Genomic DNA, 20,216 nt, shown 5'->3' with positions numbered 1-20,216 from the left:
TCATATAAATGTTGACGCGATTGCTGAATGCGTTTCATATCACGTTCAAGTACACGTGAGTATGCTTTAACTACTTGTCCAAGGCGAATTGGCACAGCATCTTGTAAATGTGTACGACCCATTTTAATAACATGGTCAAACTGTTCTGCTTTTAATTCAAATACATCATGCATATAACCCATCGTTTGTAATAAGCCTTCTAATGCATTTAACGTTGCGATATGAATCGCCGTTGGGAATGCATCATTTGTTGATTGGGCCATATTTACATGACTATTTGGACTAATATAATGATAGTCTCCCTTTTCCATTCCTAATAATTCAAGAGCACGATTGGCAATGACTTCATTTGCATTCATGTTCATTGAAGTACCTGCTCCGCCCTGAATTGGATCTACGATGAAATGATCATGCCATTTTCCATCAAGAATTTCTTGAGCAGCTTCTACGATTGCGCCGCCCTTGTTCAATTCCAATCTTCCCACATCTGTATTCGCAAGCGCTGCTGCTTTTTTTACAATTGCGAACGCTCTAATTAAACTTTCATGAATTTTATACCCTGTAATCGGGAAATTTTCAACAGCGCGTAAAGTCTGAATTCCGTAATATGCCTCAATAGGTAATTCCTTTCCTCCCAAAAAATCATTCTCCACTCGCACGTTCTTGTTTGTCATTGCCATTTTAATTTCTCCCCCATATTAAATGTAAAACCTAAATAAATCATATGAAGTCATTACCAATCCTTATCAGATTTTATTGTTAAATCGTAGGCTAAAGGCTCTTCAATAATTTTTTTAATCTCTTCTAATTTATTAGTTTTCCCAAGCGCCCACATCAATTTTGCTATGATGGCTTCCGTATTCATATCTCCAGACAATATTACTTGATGTTGTGCCACTTTCCGTCCTACTTCATAGAGAAGTATGTCTTCTCCTTCTTCCAGGCATTGAGTAGTAATCACTACAGCAATCCCCATTTCAGTCAACTCTTGAATTTTCGAAAGCAAGTTCCTTCCTTCAAAAGGTAATCCACCGTTACCAAAACTTTCAATAATAATCCCTTTATACAAATCTTTTAAACAATCAAATATCTCTGGTTTTGTACCTGGATACAATTTCATAAGAAAAACATCCGTACATAAATTAGTATTTATTGAAAGTTCATTATGGGAGGACGTTGGCTTCCAATGATATTTCACTTCATCTTCATTTACCTCAGCAACATATGGATAATTCACACTTTCAAATGCATCATAACTTTTTGTTCGCATTTTAACTGCTCTCGTCCCAATAATCACCCTACTATCAAAAACAATAAACACACCGCCAACATCCTCACAGGCAAATCTAAGAGCATCAGCTACATTTTTCTTTGCGTCTGTCTTTTTAAAACTAATAGGTACTTGTGAACCTGTTAAAACAACTGGTTTTCTTAAACCTTGAAGCATATAAGATAACGCGGAAGATGTATAAGCTAACGTATCCGTTCCATGTGTAATCACAAACCCTTCATAGTCATCATAGTGATTAAAAACAGCATTAGCTATTTCTTTCCAGTGCTCAGGTTGCATATTGGTACTATCAATATTCATTAAGATTTTGCAATCTATTTCTAAGTTTCGAGAAGACTTCGAAAAATAATTCAATAATTCCTCAGCGGACAATCCTGGAACAAGCCCCTCATTCCCCTCCACAGATGCAATTGTCCCACCAGTTGCAAGTAATAAAATTTTCTTCATACACAACCCCTCCATAAAATAAACAACGATATATCGTTCGCGTAATGCGTATTTATATTTATCATTATAGAACTTAATTTGAATTAATCAAGATTTTGTATTCAATACGCGTACTTTTTTTCTATTCTTGATTCTTTTTCTATGTTATAATTAATTTAATAAAATTAGATGGGGTATGAGACGAATGCTGGAACGTTTATCTAAATTAAGAAAAAATCAAAAATGGTCCTTACAAGAGACAGCAGATCGACTTGGGATTGCGAAAAGCACCTATGCTGGTTATGAAAATGGTTATAGATTACCTTCATTACAATCTTTATCTAAAATAGCCGATTTATTTGATACATCTGTAGATTATATATTAGGTCGAATTGAACATTCACATCAAAACAAAGATGTAATTGATATTACAAGACTCCTAAACGATCCAGATGCAACACTTTTAGTAGATGGAGAAGCACTGTCAACAGAAGAGATAATAGATTTTATTGCTTTTGTGAGAAGTAAACGAGAACTAAGTTCCAAGAGAATAGAAAATATTGAACCAACATGTAAAAGTTAATTCAATAAAAAACGAAGACACTGCACTCTTTAAACTTAGAAATACTTAGACAATTAATTTGTAAACGGTTTATATAATGGATTCTTAGCAGCTGGCCTCATTTGGGGACTTATACTTGGAAACAATCCCATTGGTTATATGATTCAATTATTTTTCATCATTTGTGTGGGGTAGCAGCTATTTTCGGAGGTCTCACATCCAATAAATCAATTATCATGAAACAAGGACTTCTCGCTATTTTAGCGTTGCTTGCCCTTTTATCTGTCATATAGAACTAAAGCTTTTCAATAAAGGAACTCACTTTTGAAGAATACGCCATTCTTTCTGTAGATTTATAAGAAAGAATGGCGTTTTTGTATGTCTATTTCTGTATCGAGAGAATTTGAAAGTATAACAGAATTCAAACAAGAATTAGCAAAGTATATAAAGTACTATAATCATGAAAGAATCAAGGAAAAATAAAAGGGAATGAATTCAGTATTGTACTAGGCTCATTCCCTAGAGGCTACTTAACAAACCGACCTTTCTAACTTTCGGGGACACAGTCTAGTTGAAGTGCTACAAGCAACGAATTTACTATTTTAAAGTTAAGTGTTTAACCTTGAAGTACTTAATTCTTTTTTCCAGACAAAGCATACATTATATCTTGATGCTTTATTGTCCTCTTATAATTATGTGGTATCGGGAATTTGTTTCGTTGTTCTTTTATTATAATTATGATTACTATAAGTGATAAAGCTACAGGTATAAAAACGATTAACAAAGCATCTTAATGTTTATGAAATTCTTTGTTAATCGTTTCTCTTCTCCCTAATCTCCTGCGAGACTATATTTTTTATTAAAATTTCCCATATCTTATTTGATTTATTCTGTGACACCAGATTGGGTTACTTTTACATCAGCTGTTACACGAAAACGTAAATCTTTATAGGATTCTTCCCATTCTTGACTGTTCCATTTTCTTACGTGAGTTCTACCAAGCTTTCTAAGTCCTATAGGATCTGTGTCTTTTTTAATAAATCTCTTTATCAATGTAGTTGCTTTTTTTTCTATTTCTTTTTCCATAATTTTTTCTAATTTTTTTATTTCTTTAGGATTATCTAGATTTTTTGTTTTTGTAAATTCTTGAATTTCAGCTTTAACTTGAATATGAGCATTTACGAATGGATGCTTACTATTCCCCTCCATCTTATATTTTGTTCTAGCTTTTATATTCTCTATCGTAGCGTAAGTATTTGAAGAACCAGGTAGTTTGAATTGGTATGTACCTTGTTTAAAATTATCTGTCAACAATTTAAATACAAATAAATCTTTAGGGTTCACTTTATCAACCATTTTACATCTTTTAAAAAGTGCTATTCCATCTAACTCCAACACGTTACCTTTTTTAGATATTATCGGTAAATAGGAATCTCTCGCATCATCATTAAGTTGGTTTAAAAACATAAAAAAATTTGTTTTGGGCTGCGTTCCATTGTCCATATTTTGCTCCAGTAAAGAGGATAGATAGGAAGCAATTTCTTTTTCTTTAGAATAGTTCCCCTTTAATAGTGATTCCCCTTTTACATTTGTAATTGCTAAATAAATTGCATTTCCTACACTAGGATTTCGGTTCAAAGTCTCTAAAATTTCCTGCATTCCCTTTTCAATTATTTTTTCATTAAATATAATAACACGCAATTGCCCCAACTCTAGAGGTCCAGAAGATTTTTCGGATGCTCTTGCAAGAACTTCTCTACCAGTCTGGCCTGATGCTGAATAGATTTTTGTTTCACCTTCCCCGCCTCCTTTATAAGCTGAAATCGCAAAGGTTCCTTTTAGCTTACCTTCTGCTTCGGTATCATATGCCGCAACTTGAACTAAGTCAATGTCATCCACAATTTTCGTTTTAGCACAACCTATTAAGAAGACACTTAATATAAGGAAAAGTATCCATCGCTTCATGTTTATCTCCTTAACTTTATTTTGGCCGTTTGAATTAGCCATAGTACAGGTAGGTATACATATATATATACAAAGCCCATTTGACCTGTCCAAGTATTTAATAAGTTAATTTTATTACGATTATTCAAGAAAAATGATAAAACAAAGATGAATAGGATGATAACTGGCAAAACATATTTTTGCTTTATTCCCAGTGCCTCTTTTATACCACGACTTACTCCCCATAATGTAAAGGAAACATTGGGTAATATAAAAAAAGCCCAAACAGAAACAATAATGTATTCAAACCGCTCTATAAAGGGAAATTGTATAATTTTAATCATGCTTAAATATGCCCATATCGCACTCGCTAGTTGTTTTTCACTAAAAAATGCAAGAGTTAAAATCATAAGGTATGTGTAGACAATAGTCGTTACTAAATTTGCATAGTGCGCATATTTTTGAGACGTTTTTGCCTTTTTAATAAATGGGTAGTACAGCAATAACATTTCAAATCCAAAAAAACTAAACATATTTCCTTTCATTCCTTTCATAATTTCTAGGAATGAATGCTGTGCAATTGGAAATAAATTCTGGAAATCTGCATACTGCAAAGGATAAAAAAATGTGAAGATTAGAATGCTTGGGATAACGATTCCAAAGAAGCCGATTCCGGCAACTACACGAAATCCTCCAGTAACAATGTAATAACATAGACCCAAAAAAGCCCCTGCTATAACCCAAGATGAAATTGAAGGAAACATCCAAACATGTACTACTTCGATATAAGTATGTAGTGTTGTTGCACCTAACAATACAATATAGGATAAAAAAATGAAGTTGAGCAATCCACCAATCCATTTTCCAAGTACGTTTTGATTGATTGCAATGATGTCTCCATTACCCTGATTTAAAATCTGATATATGATCCAAATCATAACATTAACAGATATTCCAAAAAGTAGCGTGCTAATCCACGCATCATTTCCAACTAATTTTGCACTAATCCTTTCAAAACCAAGCATACCAACTCCCAACTGTATAGTAATAATTAAAAAAAATACCATATATGGCGAGACTTGATACTCAATTGGGATCTGTTTCATAATGCTCCTCCCTGTTAAATTCAATCATCAAAATCATTTCGTGATATGATTTTATTTTTCTCTACCTCTTCTGGATTAAAGCGAAAACGCTGTTTAGACCTTGAAAAAATAGGACGTCGAAACATCGCTGAGATTGGCATACGTATAATGCTGTCTTTCCAATCTGTAGGACGTGTAGGATAAAAAGGGAACAAATAAGGACGTCTTAATGATTCTGTACGTAATAAGCGTACTAAAAGGAAAGAACTTGTTAAAACAATTCCTAATAAGCCCAATAGGTGTGCAGATATTATAAAAGGAAAACGAATTACTCGAATTGTATTACCAATTCGATATATTGGTGCTGTAAATGAACTAAGAGCTGAAAGTGCAACAATGATAATAAGTACGTTACTTGTAAGACTTGCTTCTACCGATGCTTGTCCAATTACAATACCACCTACGATACCGACAGTTAAACCCACTTTAGTTGGTAAACGTGCCCCTGCTTCTCTCAGTAATTCAATCGTTATTTCTAAAAAAAGTGCTTCAATTAATGGAGGAAAAGGTACTTTACTTCTCGATATGATTAACGTTTCAAGAAGTTCTTTTGGGATAAGCTCGTAATGATATGTTAAGATCGAGACATATAATGGCGTCGTTAAGACAGAAAATATAAAAGCAAAAAGCCTTAATAGACGAAAAAAAGAGGCTATAATCCAAGGCATGGTGTAATCTTCTGTCGTAGAAAAAAAATCAATTAATGTTGTTGGAAGAGTGATGGCATAAGGCGAGCCATCTACAAAAAGTGCAATTTTCCCTTCTGCTAATACAGCTGCCACACGGTCCGGACGTTCTGTATTCAAAAATTGAGGGAATATAGAATTCGGGTTGTCTGCAATTAACTGCATCAAATAAGTACTATCCAAAACATGGTCTGTTTTTATTTGACTTACCCTTTTTATAATTTCTTGTAGATTTTGATCATTTACAATTCCCTCAATAAATACAATCGCAACAGTTGTGTTAGAGAGAGATCCTACTTTCAATTCTTTCATTTGTAAATACGGTGTTGGAAGCTTTCTACGTACTAAATTTAAATTTACATCTAAATCTTCGACAAATGCGATTTGCGGACCCACAATATTGTATTCAATTTCAGCTTTTGTAATATCCCTTTTTTCTTTCTTTGACACATTTACTAACAAACAATTTAATTTATCTGTATCAAACTGAATAAGTATATAGCCATTTAAAATACTATCCTGAATATTTTCAATTTGATTTGTTATTTTTGAATTTTCAAAGGGTAAGACAGACCGAATATCTTGTAATGAATCGCAGCTCTTCTCTTTTATATAAGTTAAAACCTCTTCATGAAATATATTTACATCGATTAAGGTTCTAAAATATGAAATGACTATAGAGGATTTGTTTGAAGCGATCTCCAACGTTATAAAATCTTTAGATTTTTTTAGTAATTGCATTAATTCCTGCAAAGATTTTATAGAGTGAACAGGTACTTTTTCATGTGGTTTCAATTGATAATACCCTTCCTTTCAAAAAGAACCTATATATAGTTTTTAGAAATTTCTATTTTAAAAATGAGGGATATTTATATGTCAATATGCTCATTAAAAATAATTCCTTTTTAACTAACTTAACCAAAATTAGTTAAAAAATGTATTACAAGTAAAAATTTGAAATGCCTCCAAGAAAAATTACAATATTAAAAACATCCTTTCTTTTGGTTCTAAAGAAAGGATGTTTTTATAACAGGTTTTTTCAAGTGTCTATTCTATAGGGTACATTTACCAGTATTCTTCTCTTTATTATTTCATTAAGTAACATTAGCATTACATTTTGTATGGTTTCTTAAAAAATTTCAGTAAAAAGAATATATTAATTTTGAAGTGTACAAATAGGGAGAGTGACTTCAACTGTAGTTCCCTTATTCACTTCACTCTCAATAAATACCTTTCCCTGATGTGTTTCAATGATTTTATAACAGATCATTAACCCTAAGCCAATCCCCTCTTCTTTAATACTATAAAAAGGTTCTCCAAGGTATGGTATACGTTCTTTTGGAATCCCACACCCTTGATCGATAAAACGAATACTTAATTGATTATTATCAAGTATATTTAATTGAATGAGAATTTCTCCTCCCATCGGCATAGATTCAATTGCATTTTTTAATATATTAACAAATACTTGCTTTAATTGATTTCCTTCACATGAAATCAATGGAATACCAGGGTTAAGATCGATTCTAATTTTTATATTATTCATCATTGCTTGAGGTTGTAGTAGCATTAAAACTTGATCCATTAGCACACTAATGTTATTAGGTTGCATTTTTACTACCTGTGGTTTGGCTACCGCCATAAATTCAGTTGTAATACTCTCTATACGCTCAATCTCTGATGATACTATATTTATATAACTTTGATTATTTTCATTTTCCGTTGATTTTAGTAATTGCATGAACCCTTTCATTGCAGTTAATGGATTATTAATCTCATGAGCCATTACAGTCGCTAATTGTCCTACAACAGCAAGTTTTTCAGATTTTCGTAATAATTCTTCTGTTTTTAGCCGTTCAGTGATATCACGAGAAATACTTAGGAAAACTTTTTTACCATTTAAGTTAAAAACACGAACACTAAACTCAGTTGTTATTACTTTTCCTGTTGGAAAAACATATTCATCTTGCAAAGTGAAGGAAGTTTGTCCCTTTTTAATTTTTTCTAATAACCTTACGATTATTTGAGAATCTTGTGGTACTATATTTGAAAATGATAATGAGAGCAACTCTTCTCTACTATATCCAAATCTTCTACACCCAACAGGGTTTACCTCAATAAATCGACTTGGAGCATTATCTTCATTCAGCTCTACTACATATACCGCATCAGTTGCTTGTTCAATTAGTGCACGGTACTTCATTTCACTATCTCTTAATTGCTGGTGTAATCGATGTCGTTCTCTTTCTGCTTGTTTTCTTTCAGAGATGTCTCTACATATTGCTGATAAAGCTATCACATTTCCTCTTACATCTAGTATAGGAGAAACTGTCAGACTGACATCAAGAAGACTCCCATCGCTCCTTTGTCTAACAGTTTCTAATCTAGTAACCACAGATTCACCTGTTAGAATTTTCTGAATATTTTTAAGCGATTCTTCCATTAAAAAATCTGGTACACAAGGTAATCTCTTACCTATGATTTCTTGTGATGACCACCCAAATATCTTTTCATAAGCTTTATTCGCTTGTAAAATATGCCCTTCTCGATCAGAAATGGTAATAGCATCTAGATTGTGCTTTATAAATGATTCCAATAATTCTTTGGTAGCGCTTAATTCTGATTCTACCTTTTTCCTTTCGGTTATATCAACTGTAGAACCAACAACTTCAATAACTTGTCCATTTCGTTTAATCGGCCTAAGCGCAATAAGAATAATAGTTTTATCATTTGGCCAAGGTAATTCAAATATAATTTCTTTTCCTTCCCATGCCTGAAGATAGTACTTCATCAATTGTGGAACTAAATGTGGAGGAACAATAGAAGCATCAATAGTACGTAAGCTTTTTCCTACCACCTGTTCAGAATAAAATCCGTTTTGATAATAAAACTGTCCATCACATAAAGTGTGTATAAAGTGCTTACCCACTTTTTTAAATTTAAAAATTCCTCCTTGAAGCTCATGTACGGTATCTGCAAGTTCTTGCTTCGATTTTTTTAATTCTCGATTCATTTTAGATAAGTCCTGTGTTAAATAATACAATCTCTGGTAGGCTTCCATAAGAAATAGCCCAATTAAAAGTCCTAACGCTATATATAATAAGCCTCCTGTGTAAAGTAATGTAGTATTAAATAACACGCCAACTAACCACTTTATTCCAATAAAAACAGAAAAATATAACGATGCACTTTTAAAAGGATGTAGTTTTTTAAAATAAGTTTTAAAGGTAGAAAATAGAATCCCCATACCTAAATAAGCAATCACAGGAGGTTCCCAGTACCCTCCTGTGTAAAAGATACGCATTACAATTATGCTAATTAACGTAATCCAACCAGCAATACGACCAAAGTAAATAAAAGATAGAATAAGAGGAACAACTCGAAGATCGTAGGAAAATCCCATGTATGGAAAAGAAAAGAACATTAACGTAACTGCAATAATCCCTCCATAGAGCTTTTCAAAATATCGACTAGAATTAATTGTAAACACTTGAATAAATATTGCTGCGCTAACTAATAAAGAAAAAATAGAAAGGTTGATGAAATAATCTTTAATAATCATGTAATGTCCCTCCTTGCATTAAGTGTATTCGACAAAAAAACTAAAAATCCTACAAATTGTATAAACAGTTCAAATGCATAAATTTTAAACTAGGATAAAATCTAGAAAAGTAAATACGGAGCACAGCAGATGAGATATTTTAATGAAAAATAGTTCAAAAAAGATAATAGTAACCGTTGACTACTATTATCTTTTTTCTTTAAGTTATCGTAATATGTCTGAAACTCTAAGGGACGTGGTATGTCATTTCATCAAACAATGATTATATGCTGAGTGATGAATATAGAAATTTCAGCAGTAATTTTTGAAAAATAACATAAAAAACAAAACTATCTTTAAAAATGGAAAAAAACTATATAAATGTCAACTAATCTATGTACAAAAACGTTTACTTAATTTTGCATAAAATCACTCAACTTAGGAAGCTAAGTAGTTCTTCAAGGTCGATAAGAACACCTGTAGATGCTTCAGGATAACTACATAATTGTATGAGTAATGTACTTGAAACCTTTCGGTAAAACCATACACATAAGACAACTAACTCCTTGGTTCAATATTTACTTTTTCGCTGAACAAATTCTTTTTCTTGAGCAAATTATTCTAGGATATAAGGAGATATATGCCATTGCAATTTTTCAATTAACTTGGTGTCTAGTTTATTCTCCAGCTCCAATTACTTCGTTACTTTCAGATTCAGTTCATTATATTTTGGACTTTGTCTTTATACACAACATATTCTTTACCATCCACTACTGCTACTACCGCAAATTCATCATTTGGATTGAATGAAAGCCAATCAGCCCACATGTTAGTATTAGCCCCTCCACTCCACATATTATGAACAGTGTTTTTAGTTAAATTCATAACTTTATAAGACGCATTTGGCGCATTTGTTCCAGTCTTTATTTCAAAAGTGTATGCGTTATGAATTTTTTTATAAAAGTAGAAAACGTTTGATGGACGAAGCTGATTCAAAAAATCCTGTTCTTTTTTCTCTGCAATTTTTATCCCTTCTTGCAAAGTGACAACATCTGTTTTTAATGTTTTCCAACTGTTTTTCGCTGCATTCAAGCTAGGGGTTAAGAATTTATATTTATTTTGATCAGCTTTTTGATCAGCTTTATCAATATGTCCCAGTACACCCGAATATTGAGAATCTAAATCCTCCCATTGCGTAGACATATAAGTAAGAGCAGTGATAGCACTATCAAGCATACTATGCATATCACTAATATTATGAAATGCAACTCCAACTACACGATTCAATGTTATTTTATAATCTACAGTCTGACGCAATTTTGCTAATTCAGGTTCTAGCCAACCTAACTTACCTCTTGCATCACCTATCATTATGCCACCAGCAATCAAGGTTGGAATAAAGGGGATTTTCACCATGTCTAAGCCCTTAGATTCTATGTCTTTCTGATATTTTACTTGTCCTAAAAGGTCCTCTAGACGCTTTTGGTCAGCCTCCACATCAGCACCTTGGTTTTTTAAAATCGATTGCAATGTCTCTTTATGACTTCCAAATGTTCTAACATCTTCTCCAATAGCATTTTTTAATTGAATTAATTCTTCTATTAATGCTTTTGCAGACTTTTGATTTTGTTGAATTCCTCCCTGTAAATCTGTAATCCCTTTTTTAAAGTATCTCCATTTCCAGTATTGATCGCCTCTACTAATGTTTCATAATAATTTTCAAATTTTGTATCGTATTCTATAATGCCTGTCAATGTATCAAAAAGCTGTTTTTTTACTTGTGTATTCCATGTAACAGCATGTGCTCTTGCATTCTTTTGATCTTGTACAATTTTACTAGGTAAATCTGCATTTCCATTAATAGTTATTCCTTCAAAACTCACATCTGGATTATTAATTAGCAAATAAGAATATTCATTCATAGCTTTTGCAAATAAACCAGCATCTTGCAAAGCTTTTTTCATCTGTTCTTCATTTGCTGAAAGAGACATATTTTCAGTGTTCGTTTGTTCAATTTCAATTGCAAAAGTTTCTAGTGGTATGACTGCATAAGTAGTTGTTATAGTTAAAAATGCTGATACAGCGAGTAGTTTATGAGGGATTTTTTTCATCATTTCGTATTCCTCCTATATAAGGTATGGTTTCAAGTTCTAATCTTATTAAAAAGCGATGTCTTTCAAAATGAGTTCTACATCTTTTATCAGTATCGTTTGAACTTTCTTTAGCAGCCTTCAAATCATTAATTATTAAAGAAAATGTATATAATCTGCTTCAAATTAACCGATTCTGTTGCAAATTTTAAAAAAGCAATTAAACTACAAGGTTATTTTTTATTCGAATCATACTTATATATAATTGAAAGGCGAAGTCTTTAATGAGACTCCGCCTTTCTGTTATATAAGGATTTATTAATTATTACTTTTCTGTTTAACAGTGTAATCATAGACTTTCTATGTTTTAGTTCACTTTACAACAGAATTAATATTTCCCTATTTTTGTGGAGTAACAGTTTCCACTTTTAATTCCTTTATTCCTTCTTTTAATGTAACAGCATCTGTTCGTAATGTTTTCCAACTGTCTTTCGCTGCATTTAAATTAGGTTTTAAGAATTTAAATTTATTTTGATCGGCTTTTTGAGCTGCATTCTCAATATGCCCTAGAACGCCCGAATATTGAGAATCTAAATCATGCCACTGCGTGGACATATAAGTAAGAGCGTTAATAGCATCATCAAGCGCCTTGTGCATTTCATTAATATTACTGTAAGCAACTCCAACTACACGATTTAAGGTTACTTTATAATCCACGGTCTGACGTAATTCTGCTAATAAAGGCTCTAACTTACCTAAATTATCCCTTGCTACTCCCACTATGATACCGCCAATTATTGGTAGACCCAAAATAGCACCCTTCATTACATTAAACCCATCAGATTCTAATTGTTTATAATAGTTTACTGATCCTAATACTTCTTCTAGACGCTTTTGATCGGCATCAACATCTGCACCTTGATTTTTTAAAATTGACTGCAAGAGCTCTTTATTACTTCCAAATGCTCTAACATCGTGTCCAATAGAGTCTCTTAATTTAGTTAATTCTTCTATTAGTTGTTGTGCATACTTTTGATTTTGTTGAATTTCACCTCGTAAATCTGTAATCCCTTCTTTTAAAGTTTCTCCATCCCCTGTATTAATCGCCTCTACCATTGTTTCATAATAATTATCAAATGTTGTATCGTATTCAACAATACCATTCAATGTATCTAAAAGCTGTTTTTTTACTTTCGTATCCCAAGTAACAGCATGTGCCCTTGCATTCTTTTGATCTTGTACGATTCTACCAGGTAAATCTACATACCCATTAATGGTAATTCCCTCAAAATTCACATCAGGATTCTTAATTAACATATAAGAATAGGCATTCATAGATTTTGCAAATAATCCAGCCTTTTGCAAGGTCTCTTTCATTCTCGCTTCATTTGCAGAAAGAGCCGTATCTCCATTATTCGTTTGTTCAATTTCACTTGCAAAAGTTGTTACTGGTGAAACTACATTAGCAGTTGTAATAGTTAATAGCGTCGATACAGCGAGTAATTTGTAAGGGATTTTTTTTATCATTTCATTTTCCTCCAATTTAGGTTTTAAATTTCAGTTCTACTCCTGTTTAAAAGCAATATCTTTTGAAATGAATTCTGCATCTTTATGAATATCATTCCAACTTTCTTTAGCGGCTTTTAAATCATCTGGTATTAAAGAGAATTTGTGGTCTTGCATAGAATCGATATTATCCAATAAATCTGTATAATTTGCGCCCATTGTATTCCATTGCTTTTGAATATTTGTTAGAGACAATATCGCTTGATCTACAGTCTGGTATAAATATGCCAATGTTTCTTTCGCGTTAGTAAGCGAAAGAACTGCTTGATTAGCACGATCTGCTTTCATACTTAATTCTCCGATTTTGTTAGAAATTTCATTATAGGAGTCCATATGCTTAGATGCTGTGACACCAGCCGCAGTTCCTAGACCGATACCAGCTGCGCCAAGAGCCGAGAGTCCACCAACAACAGCCGGTGTTGCTGTACCGCCAGTTACAACAATAACTACCGCTCCTCCAATAGCTGCAATAACTAAAATAGCTGCTCCCAATCCACCACCAATTGACCATGCTAATACATCATCAAAATGTTTTTTCTGAGTAGAACGAAGTTGTTCAATTTCAGCTTGAAGTTGTGGAATCGTTGCCTGTTGACCTGCTAATATTGCAGTTAATCCACCTTTCCCATCTGGACCACCAACATTATTTTTAAAATCTGTAGAATTTTGATATAGTTTCCCTTTGAAGTCTTGTAGCATCTTAATCACATCTGTAACTTCTTTTGAATTTGTATTGATTGTAGTAATTAAATCATTTATACCCTCTTTTAGACCTGCCTTATCTTTCTTTTGTACAGTTTCTACTAATGTGTCGTAATAATTTTGAAATTGTTCATCGTAATTTACAATATTACGAGCAGTTTTTTGAATCTGTGGCTTCGCTGTATCTAACCAGTAATTCGCATTGATTCGTGACAGCTCTTGATTAAGGTGAATATTTTTGAGCAACTCTCCCCCCTCTGAGCCTAAATCGATATTAGATAAATTTACATTTGGTTGCTTAATCATTGTTTTTGCGTATAAATCCATTACTAGAATATGAGACCCTGTTTCAGCTAATGCTTTCTTCAGTCCTTCGGGGCCCAATGCATAATTGCCTACTTTTTGTTCTTGAGCGGTCGTTTCTTGTGCAAATGCATGAATAGTGTTACCGGTAGTAGCAGTTATAACAGTTGCTAATGTAGCTAAAGTTAGTACTTTGAATGGAAATTTTTTCATGACTATTCTCCTTCTTTCGCTAAATGCTTATAATCTTTATGAATTCCCAAAAAACGCAATATTAAAATTTATATACTTGTTCTTCAAGGTAACTTATTACATTTTTTAATTGTCTTAATGTATCTTTTTGAGACTGCTCGTTAGTTGTATCAACATTAGTAGATAATTTTGTAATGCTATTTTTTATTAGATTTAAATCTTCTTTATAGCGCTTTAGTAGATCAAGTTCTACATCTACTTGATTTGCAAACGTATGCAAATCATTTTGTGTAAGAAGAAGCATTGATTTTTGTAAATCAGCTATTGATAATTTCGTTGTTAAATCATATATTTTTTGATTTTGTTTCTCTAAATCATCTAAATATGCTCGCTGTTCTGCTGTTAATTTATTTACTTCAGCAAAAACGCCAAATGTTTTCTTAATCTTTTCGGTATCAATGACCTTCATCAGGTCATACTCTTGTGTTTTTGCTGCGGCTGCGGCTGCTATTTCACCTTGTTTGCTTTTCTCAATTGCTTCACGAGCTGCTTTTTTTGCTGCTTCAATCTCTAGAGCAGTTTTACCTTGTTCTGTCGCTTCTTGCGCCGCTTTTTTCTCCGCTTCTAAAATAGAGTTGTTAATTTCTTTTCCTTTGTTATACGCTGCCACCCCTGCTTGAGCAGCCGGTTCAATAATTTCTTTTGAAAGACTATAAACTTCTTTGAATATAGCAAATCCCTGTTCATTTAAAGCCCCTGGTATTAATGCAATTTGCTGTAAATCATTTTGAATTGCTTTTTTGGTATTTAATATTTCATTTTTTAACTGATCTATTTTTCCTGTTCCATCTGTACTTAGTATGCCTTGCGCAGTTGCCACATTAGTATCAAAATCTTTTAATTTTTTATCAAGCTGTAATTTAAGATCTGTTAATTCATTGATTTGTCGTTGCGCATTTTCTTGATTCGTCATAGCCATTTCTTGAAGTACTTCAAGTCTATCCGAAAACCCTTCTCTATCTTCTTTATTGTCTACAAACGATTTTAATGTCGGGTAATAACTATTAAATTTTGTTACAAATCCTTTACTTTTTGAATTTAATAGAATTAACTGTGGATAGAGTTCCGATGACCATTCCTTCATATCTTGTTTGATTAGGAATTGATTGGTATTTAAAGCTGGGACTTCCTCTAGCTGTACATTAGGACTCATTAAAGATTGATCAATATACGTTTGGACTAATTTAGAATGCGCACCTAATTTTCGTAATGATGAAGAAATATCCATGTTTTCTTGTTGAGTTTCTGCTTGAACGATTGGTGTTGCGAGAGTATTGATAGGAATAGTTGCTCCAGTTACAATGGATGTTATTAAAAATCCTGTCATTATTTTAGTTTTCATTCCGTACACTCCTTTACCATTGTTTTTATAACTTAATTCATATAACTTGTACGACCGCTCTCTTTGTAAACTGGATAAGAAGGAGAAATCTTTCAGATACGTTAATATCGTTGTTTTTTACTTCTAATAGGATATAAGGATTTTATTTATCTCTCATTTCGATACTCTATTTTTTAAAATATAAATAACAAAAATTTATTAACTATATTTGAATCAGGCACCCTATGAGTAGTAAATTATTAATTCTTTCCTAAAGTTGCGGTTTAACTTACAGAATCGTGAGGATCAATAAACCAATGCTTACAGTTAATCTTGTCATAACATTGTTTAATTTCAATTTGATAATATCCCTCTTAGTTTTGTCAGCAAACTCCTTACTAGACAACAAAAGATGAAATTATACTGTACATTGCTTATACTTTTATTGCGGAATAACTTCACTTTTGTTATGCAGAAACTTAGAACACGTTTATTACCAATTTGATTCTTGACCTCTTGTGAATAAATTGACTATTTAGAAAATTATTAAAGACATAATGTTACTTACAACTTCACTATAATTCCTATTAGCGTAACCTTCTCCTTTCTGTCTGGTCATACCAGTTATGTTGTTCATTAAAACATTAAATTTTTAATGCGTAAATAGAAAGATTTTGTCGATTAAGCTCGATAATTCACTGTTAAATAAAAATATGTCCCGGAAAAAATTATATAAATATAGTTATTCGTAAATTTCATTTCTGTAATTGGAATGATTACAAATTAATGTGTATACGGTTAAAAATAACTATTTTAGCTCAACCAAGAAATTTTATTTTAGAAAAAATACTTATAGAATAATATAATAGGTTTTTTTATACTTTTTTACCTTTATTTAGTTATGTATAATTGCATAAAATGTAGATATATTTAGTAATATATGTTATATTATTGATTTTTCACAAAAAAATCCTAATATCATTATTAATAAATATCCAGTATGAAGATATTAGTCTATAAACTTATCTTCGTTATAAACATAGGTTTTAAATTACAAAAAAGCTGCAAAGCTTCCTTGGAACACTTTGCAGCCTTCTGTCTTTTTATTTCCTTTAGCAAAATAACGGTTAGTGTATTTTTTCAAATTAACAATATGGTACAAAGATTTCCATTGAGCTTTTGCTCACATATGTGTTTATAAAGTCTTCAAGAGCTATTTGTTTGAGCTGACATCAGACTAGTTTATCTGATTCAGAACTATACCGATAAAGTGCAACTTTAATCAGTGGGGGTTTTGTTCATCCCCACTGATTATTAGCCCACACCAATCGGGCTTTTACGGGCAGCCCGTCCCCCCACCTAACTTCTTTGCTTTCGCTGAATTTTTAGATGGAGGTCTTACTGCCCGGCAAATAGCGGGATAAATTCAGCACATGATTGTTATTAAAAAAATAGATATACTTTGTTTCTCCATTATTTTTCTAGACAAATCACAAACTCTTTCTAGAGTAATAAGTCCAGTATTTTCATCTTTTGGGATACTTACACCCATGTTTAAGTCTTTACATTGGAGACAGCAAATAACAAGCTTATATTATTGTATATTTTTCACGGTACTGCCTAGGAGTCATGCTAGTGATTTTTTTGAAAACTCTTATAAAATAACTTTGGTCATTAAAGTTAAGCCAAGCACAGATATCTGATAACGAATAAGTAGTGAGGGTTAATAATTTCTTTGCTTCTTCCACTCGTTCCCTTTGAATATATTCACTTAAAGTAATTCCCATTTCTTTTTTAAATAGTTTAGACAGATAAGTAGGCGTAATTTCTAAATGATTAGCAAGTTCATTCAGAGATATTCCATCGTAAACATTTTTATTAATATGTTTTATACATGTAGTAACCGCGTAAGAATACTTTTTTGCATTGTATTCTTTCACACGATCTGCAAAGGTACGTAAAGCGTCCCCTGATAATCGCTTTACAGATTCTACATTATCTAATTGTTCTAGGGTTTGTATATATAAAATACTATGGGCAAAAGCAATATCTGGTGGCAGATTTCCTTCTATTGCATATCGAGTGGCTAAGGTAATCGCAATAATTCCAAGGTTTTTTTGATTCCTGAGCGGATCCTCTACTAGCATAAGTTCAACATCTTCTTGCGAAACCGCATACATATACTGTATTAACTTTTTTTATTTCCTTCTTTGATAGTCGAAAAGAAATCATTTACTAATGCCATATTGTGCGTTTTAGGTTTGTTTTGTCGACGTTTTAAAATATATAAATCAGGTTTCACATTTTTATTAGGAGTTTCCTCTAGTACTTTATTTTTTTCCAAGACAATATCTACATCTAACTTTTCATTGAAAATCATGTAATGTAATAAAATTCCCATATCAATTAATGTAGTTTTTTTAATCTCAGATAAACACTGATAATAGGCAAGTCTTTCTTGAATGTTATCATTTGATTTAAATTCTTTCTGAAATTTTATGATCATATCATCTGAATCTTTTGAATGTATAGTAGGACCGATTATAATAGTCCCTTTAATATCATCATGATTTTCTATATGAATTAGAACAAAATTTTCAAGATAGTTGTTGCTTCGAAAAAGTGGCAAGTTACAGGGATCGTTTTCTTGATAAATATCACTAAGATGTTCTTCTTTTGAAGAATAAAAAGGACTACAAACATTATCAGATGTAGAATGATATAAAATTTTTCTGTCTGCAGATAAAATATGTACAGGGGCATTAAATGCTTTATGTGCAAGATCACACAAGTGTTGTATATCGATAGAAGTATTCATTACATTCTCCTTTATAGATCCATAAAATATATTTTGTTATATATAATTCACGACAAATAATACTATAAAATATCAAATTAGTACAATTCACAACAAAATATTACTATATCTTTTTTATAAAAATCATATATTATTTAATTGTAGTTAGCATCTAAATATCAGAGTAGATACGTAAAGGAAATACACTAAGTTCTTTTCTTAATTCTACAAAATATAATTATTGAATTTGAGAAAACAGTGAAGTACTTCAAAATACAGTGGTAGTCAATGCGAGGACTAAGCTGGAAAAAGATTTAAAATAAAGCGAAAGTAACAGGAGATACTGTACCACCGCAAGAAACAACAGTCAAAGTTCCAATTCAATCATTTATACAAATTGAATTCAAAAAATAAATACTGCTAATTTAAATGTGAAACTGAAAAACTATTTTGCTCCAAATTTTAGAAAAAAATAATAAAGAAGTTGTGAAATTGGAAACAGATGAAAGCGATACGGCTATTTTTGAAGCACTATGCTTTGAAAAGTACAAGGTGGAGGAAATTCAAGTACTCAATTAAACATTTAATTGAGAGAAAGGTCTTTTCATCAACTAAAAATAAAAAACGAATGGAATATTCAAAAAAATGACACTATATTACTGGTCGTAACAATAGTTTTACTTTCCACAAAAGAGGAAAAAATATATAGACTTTACAAATACTAAGAATAGCAAACTAGATAGTTTTATTACCGCATCACATAAAGTGAAACTTTAATCAGTGGGGGTTTTGTTCATCCCCACTGATTATTAGCCCTCACCAATCGGGCTTTTACGGGCAGTAAGACCTCCACCTCAAAATTCAGCGGAAGCAAAGAAGTTAGGTGGAGGTCTTACTGCCCGGCAAATAGCGGGATAAACTTATTATTAATTTCCAAATACAATAGTTTTTAATCAACAAAAAAACTTCAATAATTAAGGTGCACAGTAAATTGACCTCAAAACAGTAATTACTACAATATCAGTTTTTACTTATTCTATAAAAAAGAAATATCACTTAATAATTATTACTTTATATCAATTTAGACATAAAACATTTTATTATATCGGCTTAAGTATTATGAAATTAAAATTGCAAATAACACCAAAACTCTTTTAAAGGCTCATATATCGTTCGTATCGTGTTTATTATCTTTTGATACCTATATCATTAACACAACTAAAAAAGTTTATTACAAATGAATCTGAGAGGTTTTTTCAATTTCGAAATTTATTTTTTTGTAAATTAAAGGAAAAATAATCCATATATATACGGATTATTTTCTTAGTGTACTCTGTATTGACCTGTTAACTGTTTTTCAGCCATTCGAACTAAGCGTTTTGTAATCTCTCCACCGATCCGAACCATTGCAGATGATGTGATGTATCAGGTTCCAGTGTGGCTCCTAGTTCAAAAGCAATTTCATACTTCATTTGCTCAATAGTACTTGTAGTAGCAGAAATAAGAATTTCATTTGTATTACTTTCTCATCTTTGAATATTTATAAATAACATGTACCTAATTATGCTATTTATGCATAAGCAACCTAAT

The 20,216-nt window shown here is 31.8% G+C and carries 11 protein-coding genes and 6 pseudogenes; 4 read left to right on the top strand and 13 right to left on the bottom strand.

The genetic code is table 11. The features are described from left to right. Positions 1–680: lyase family protein (locus HMPREF1014_RS09150; RefSeq protein WP_001251926.1), on the bottom strand; the 680-nt coding region annotated here is incomplete at its 3' end. 53 nt (positions 681–733) lie between these two features. After that, positions 734–1,738 carry an asparaginase gene (gene ansA, locus HMPREF1014_RS09145; RefSeq protein ID WP_000722308.1) on the bottom strand — a complete coding sequence of 335 codons (1,005 nt, stop codon included), beginning with the start codon at positions 1,736–1,738 and terminating at the stop codon, positions 734–736. Between the two features lie 184 nt (positions 1,739–1,922). Between ansA and ansR the strand changes: the two genes are divergently transcribed. The 3 genes and pseudogenes from ansR to HMPREF1014_RS29770 all read left to right on the top strand — a co-directional run. Next, positions 1,923–2,300, top strand: a complete 378-nt coding sequence (gene ansR, locus HMPREF1014_RS09140; protein WP_000893567.1) for an HTH-type transcriptional regulator AnsR — start codon at positions 1,923–1,925, stop codon at positions 2,298–2,300. 66 nt (positions 2,301–2,366) lie between these two features. After that, positions 2,367–2,572: pseudogene (locus HMPREF1014_RS32060) on the top strand (DUF1304 domain-containing protein); the annotation flags it as partial. A gap of 103 nt (positions 2,573–2,675) precedes the next feature. Further along, positions 2,676–2,762, top strand: a pseudogene (locus HMPREF1014_RS29770) (IS3 family transposase); the annotation flags it as partial. A 125-nt stretch (positions 2,763–2,887) separates the two neighbouring features. On the opposite strand, the pseudogene HMPREF1014_RS29765 reads toward HMPREF1014_RS29770, so the two are convergent. The 10 genes and pseudogenes from HMPREF1014_RS29765 to HMPREF1014_RS31190 form a co-directional block, all read right to left on the bottom strand. Beyond that, positions 2,888–3,018 (bottom strand): annotated as a pseudogene (locus HMPREF1014_RS29765) (excinuclease ABC subunit C); the annotation flags it as partial. Positions 3,019–3,164: 146 nt separating this feature from the next. Continuing rightward, positions 3,165–4,244: a Ger(x)C family spore germination protein gene (locus HMPREF1014_RS09135; RefSeq protein ID WP_000832860.1), complete on the bottom strand. Its 1,080-nt coding sequence runs from the start codon at positions 4,242–4,244 to the stop codon at positions 3,165–3,167. 2 nt (positions 4,245–4,246) lie between these two features. Continuing rightward, on the bottom strand, positions 4,247–5,329 hold the full coding sequence (locus HMPREF1014_RS09130) for a GerAB/ArcD/ProY family transporter (RefSeq protein ID WP_000809694.1): 1,083 nt from the start codon (positions 5,327–5,329) through the stop codon (positions 4,247–4,249). A gap of 20 nt (positions 5,330–5,349) precedes the next feature. Then, a complete protein-coding gene (locus HMPREF1014_RS09125) occupies positions 5,350–6,849 on the bottom strand; it encodes a spore germination protein (RefSeq protein ID WP_000802291.1) in 1,500 nt (499 codons plus the stop codon). Positions 6,850–7,210: 361 nt separating this feature from the next. Then, complete coding sequence (locus tag HMPREF1014_RS09120) at positions 7,211–9,616, bottom strand: PAS domain S-box protein (protein ID WP_000584300.1); 2,406 nt, start codon at positions 9,614–9,616, stop codon at positions 7,211–7,213. A gap of 693 nt (positions 9,617–10,309) precedes the next feature. Continuing rightward, positions 10,310–11,709: pseudogene (hblB, locus tag HMPREF1014_RS09115) on the bottom strand (hemolysin BL regulatory component HblB). Between the two features lie 375 nt (positions 11,710–12,084). Beyond that, on the bottom strand, positions 12,085–13,212 hold the full coding sequence (gene hblA, locus HMPREF1014_RS09110) for a hemolysin BL binding component B (RefSeq protein ID WP_000591972.1): 1,128 nt from the start codon (positions 13,210–13,212) through the stop codon (positions 12,085–12,087). A gap of 36 nt (positions 13,213–13,248) precedes the next feature. Then, positions 13,249–14,469 carry a hemolytic enterotoxin HBL lytic component L1 gene (hblD, locus tag HMPREF1014_RS09105; protein WP_000714435.1) on the bottom strand — a complete coding sequence of 407 codons (1,221 nt, stop codon included), beginning with the start codon at positions 14,467–14,469 and terminating at the stop codon, positions 13,249–13,251. A 61-nt stretch (positions 14,470–14,530) separates the two neighbouring features. Further along, a complete protein-coding gene (gene hblC / locus HMPREF1014_RS09100; RefSeq protein WP_000850227.1) occupies positions 14,531–15,850 on the bottom strand; it encodes a hemolytic enterotoxin HBL lytic component L2 in 1,320 nt (439 codons plus the stop codon). Between the two features lie 1,568 nt (positions 15,851–17,418). Then, a pseudogene (locus HMPREF1014_RS31190) lies at positions 17,419–18,647 on the bottom strand (helix-turn-helix domain-containing protein). 429 nt (positions 18,648–19,076) lie between these two features. Here HMPREF1014_RS31190 and HMPREF1014_RS29745 point away from each other — a divergent pair. Then, positions 19,077–19,205, top strand: a complete 129-nt coding sequence (locus HMPREF1014_RS29745; protein ID WP_001986326.1) for a hypothetical protein — start codon at positions 19,077–19,079, stop codon at positions 19,203–19,205. Positions 19,206–19,949: 744 nt separating this feature from the next. Here the strand turns inward: HMPREF1014_RS29745 and HMPREF1014_RS09090 are convergent. After that, positions 19,950–20,134: pseudogene (locus HMPREF1014_RS09090) on the bottom strand (alpha/beta-type small acid-soluble spore protein). Between the last annotated feature and the right edge of the window lie 82 nt (positions 20,135–20,216).

This window comes from Bacillus sp. 7_6_55CFAA_CT2 (assembly GCF_000238655.1).
In the GTDB taxonomy this organism is placed as follows: domain Bacteria; phylum Bacillota; class Bacilli; order Bacillales; family Bacillaceae_G; genus Bacillus_A; species Bacillus_A cereus.
The sequence above is the reverse complement of the archived record's forward strand: the minus strand, read 5'-3'. Positions and strand labels throughout refer to the sequence as shown.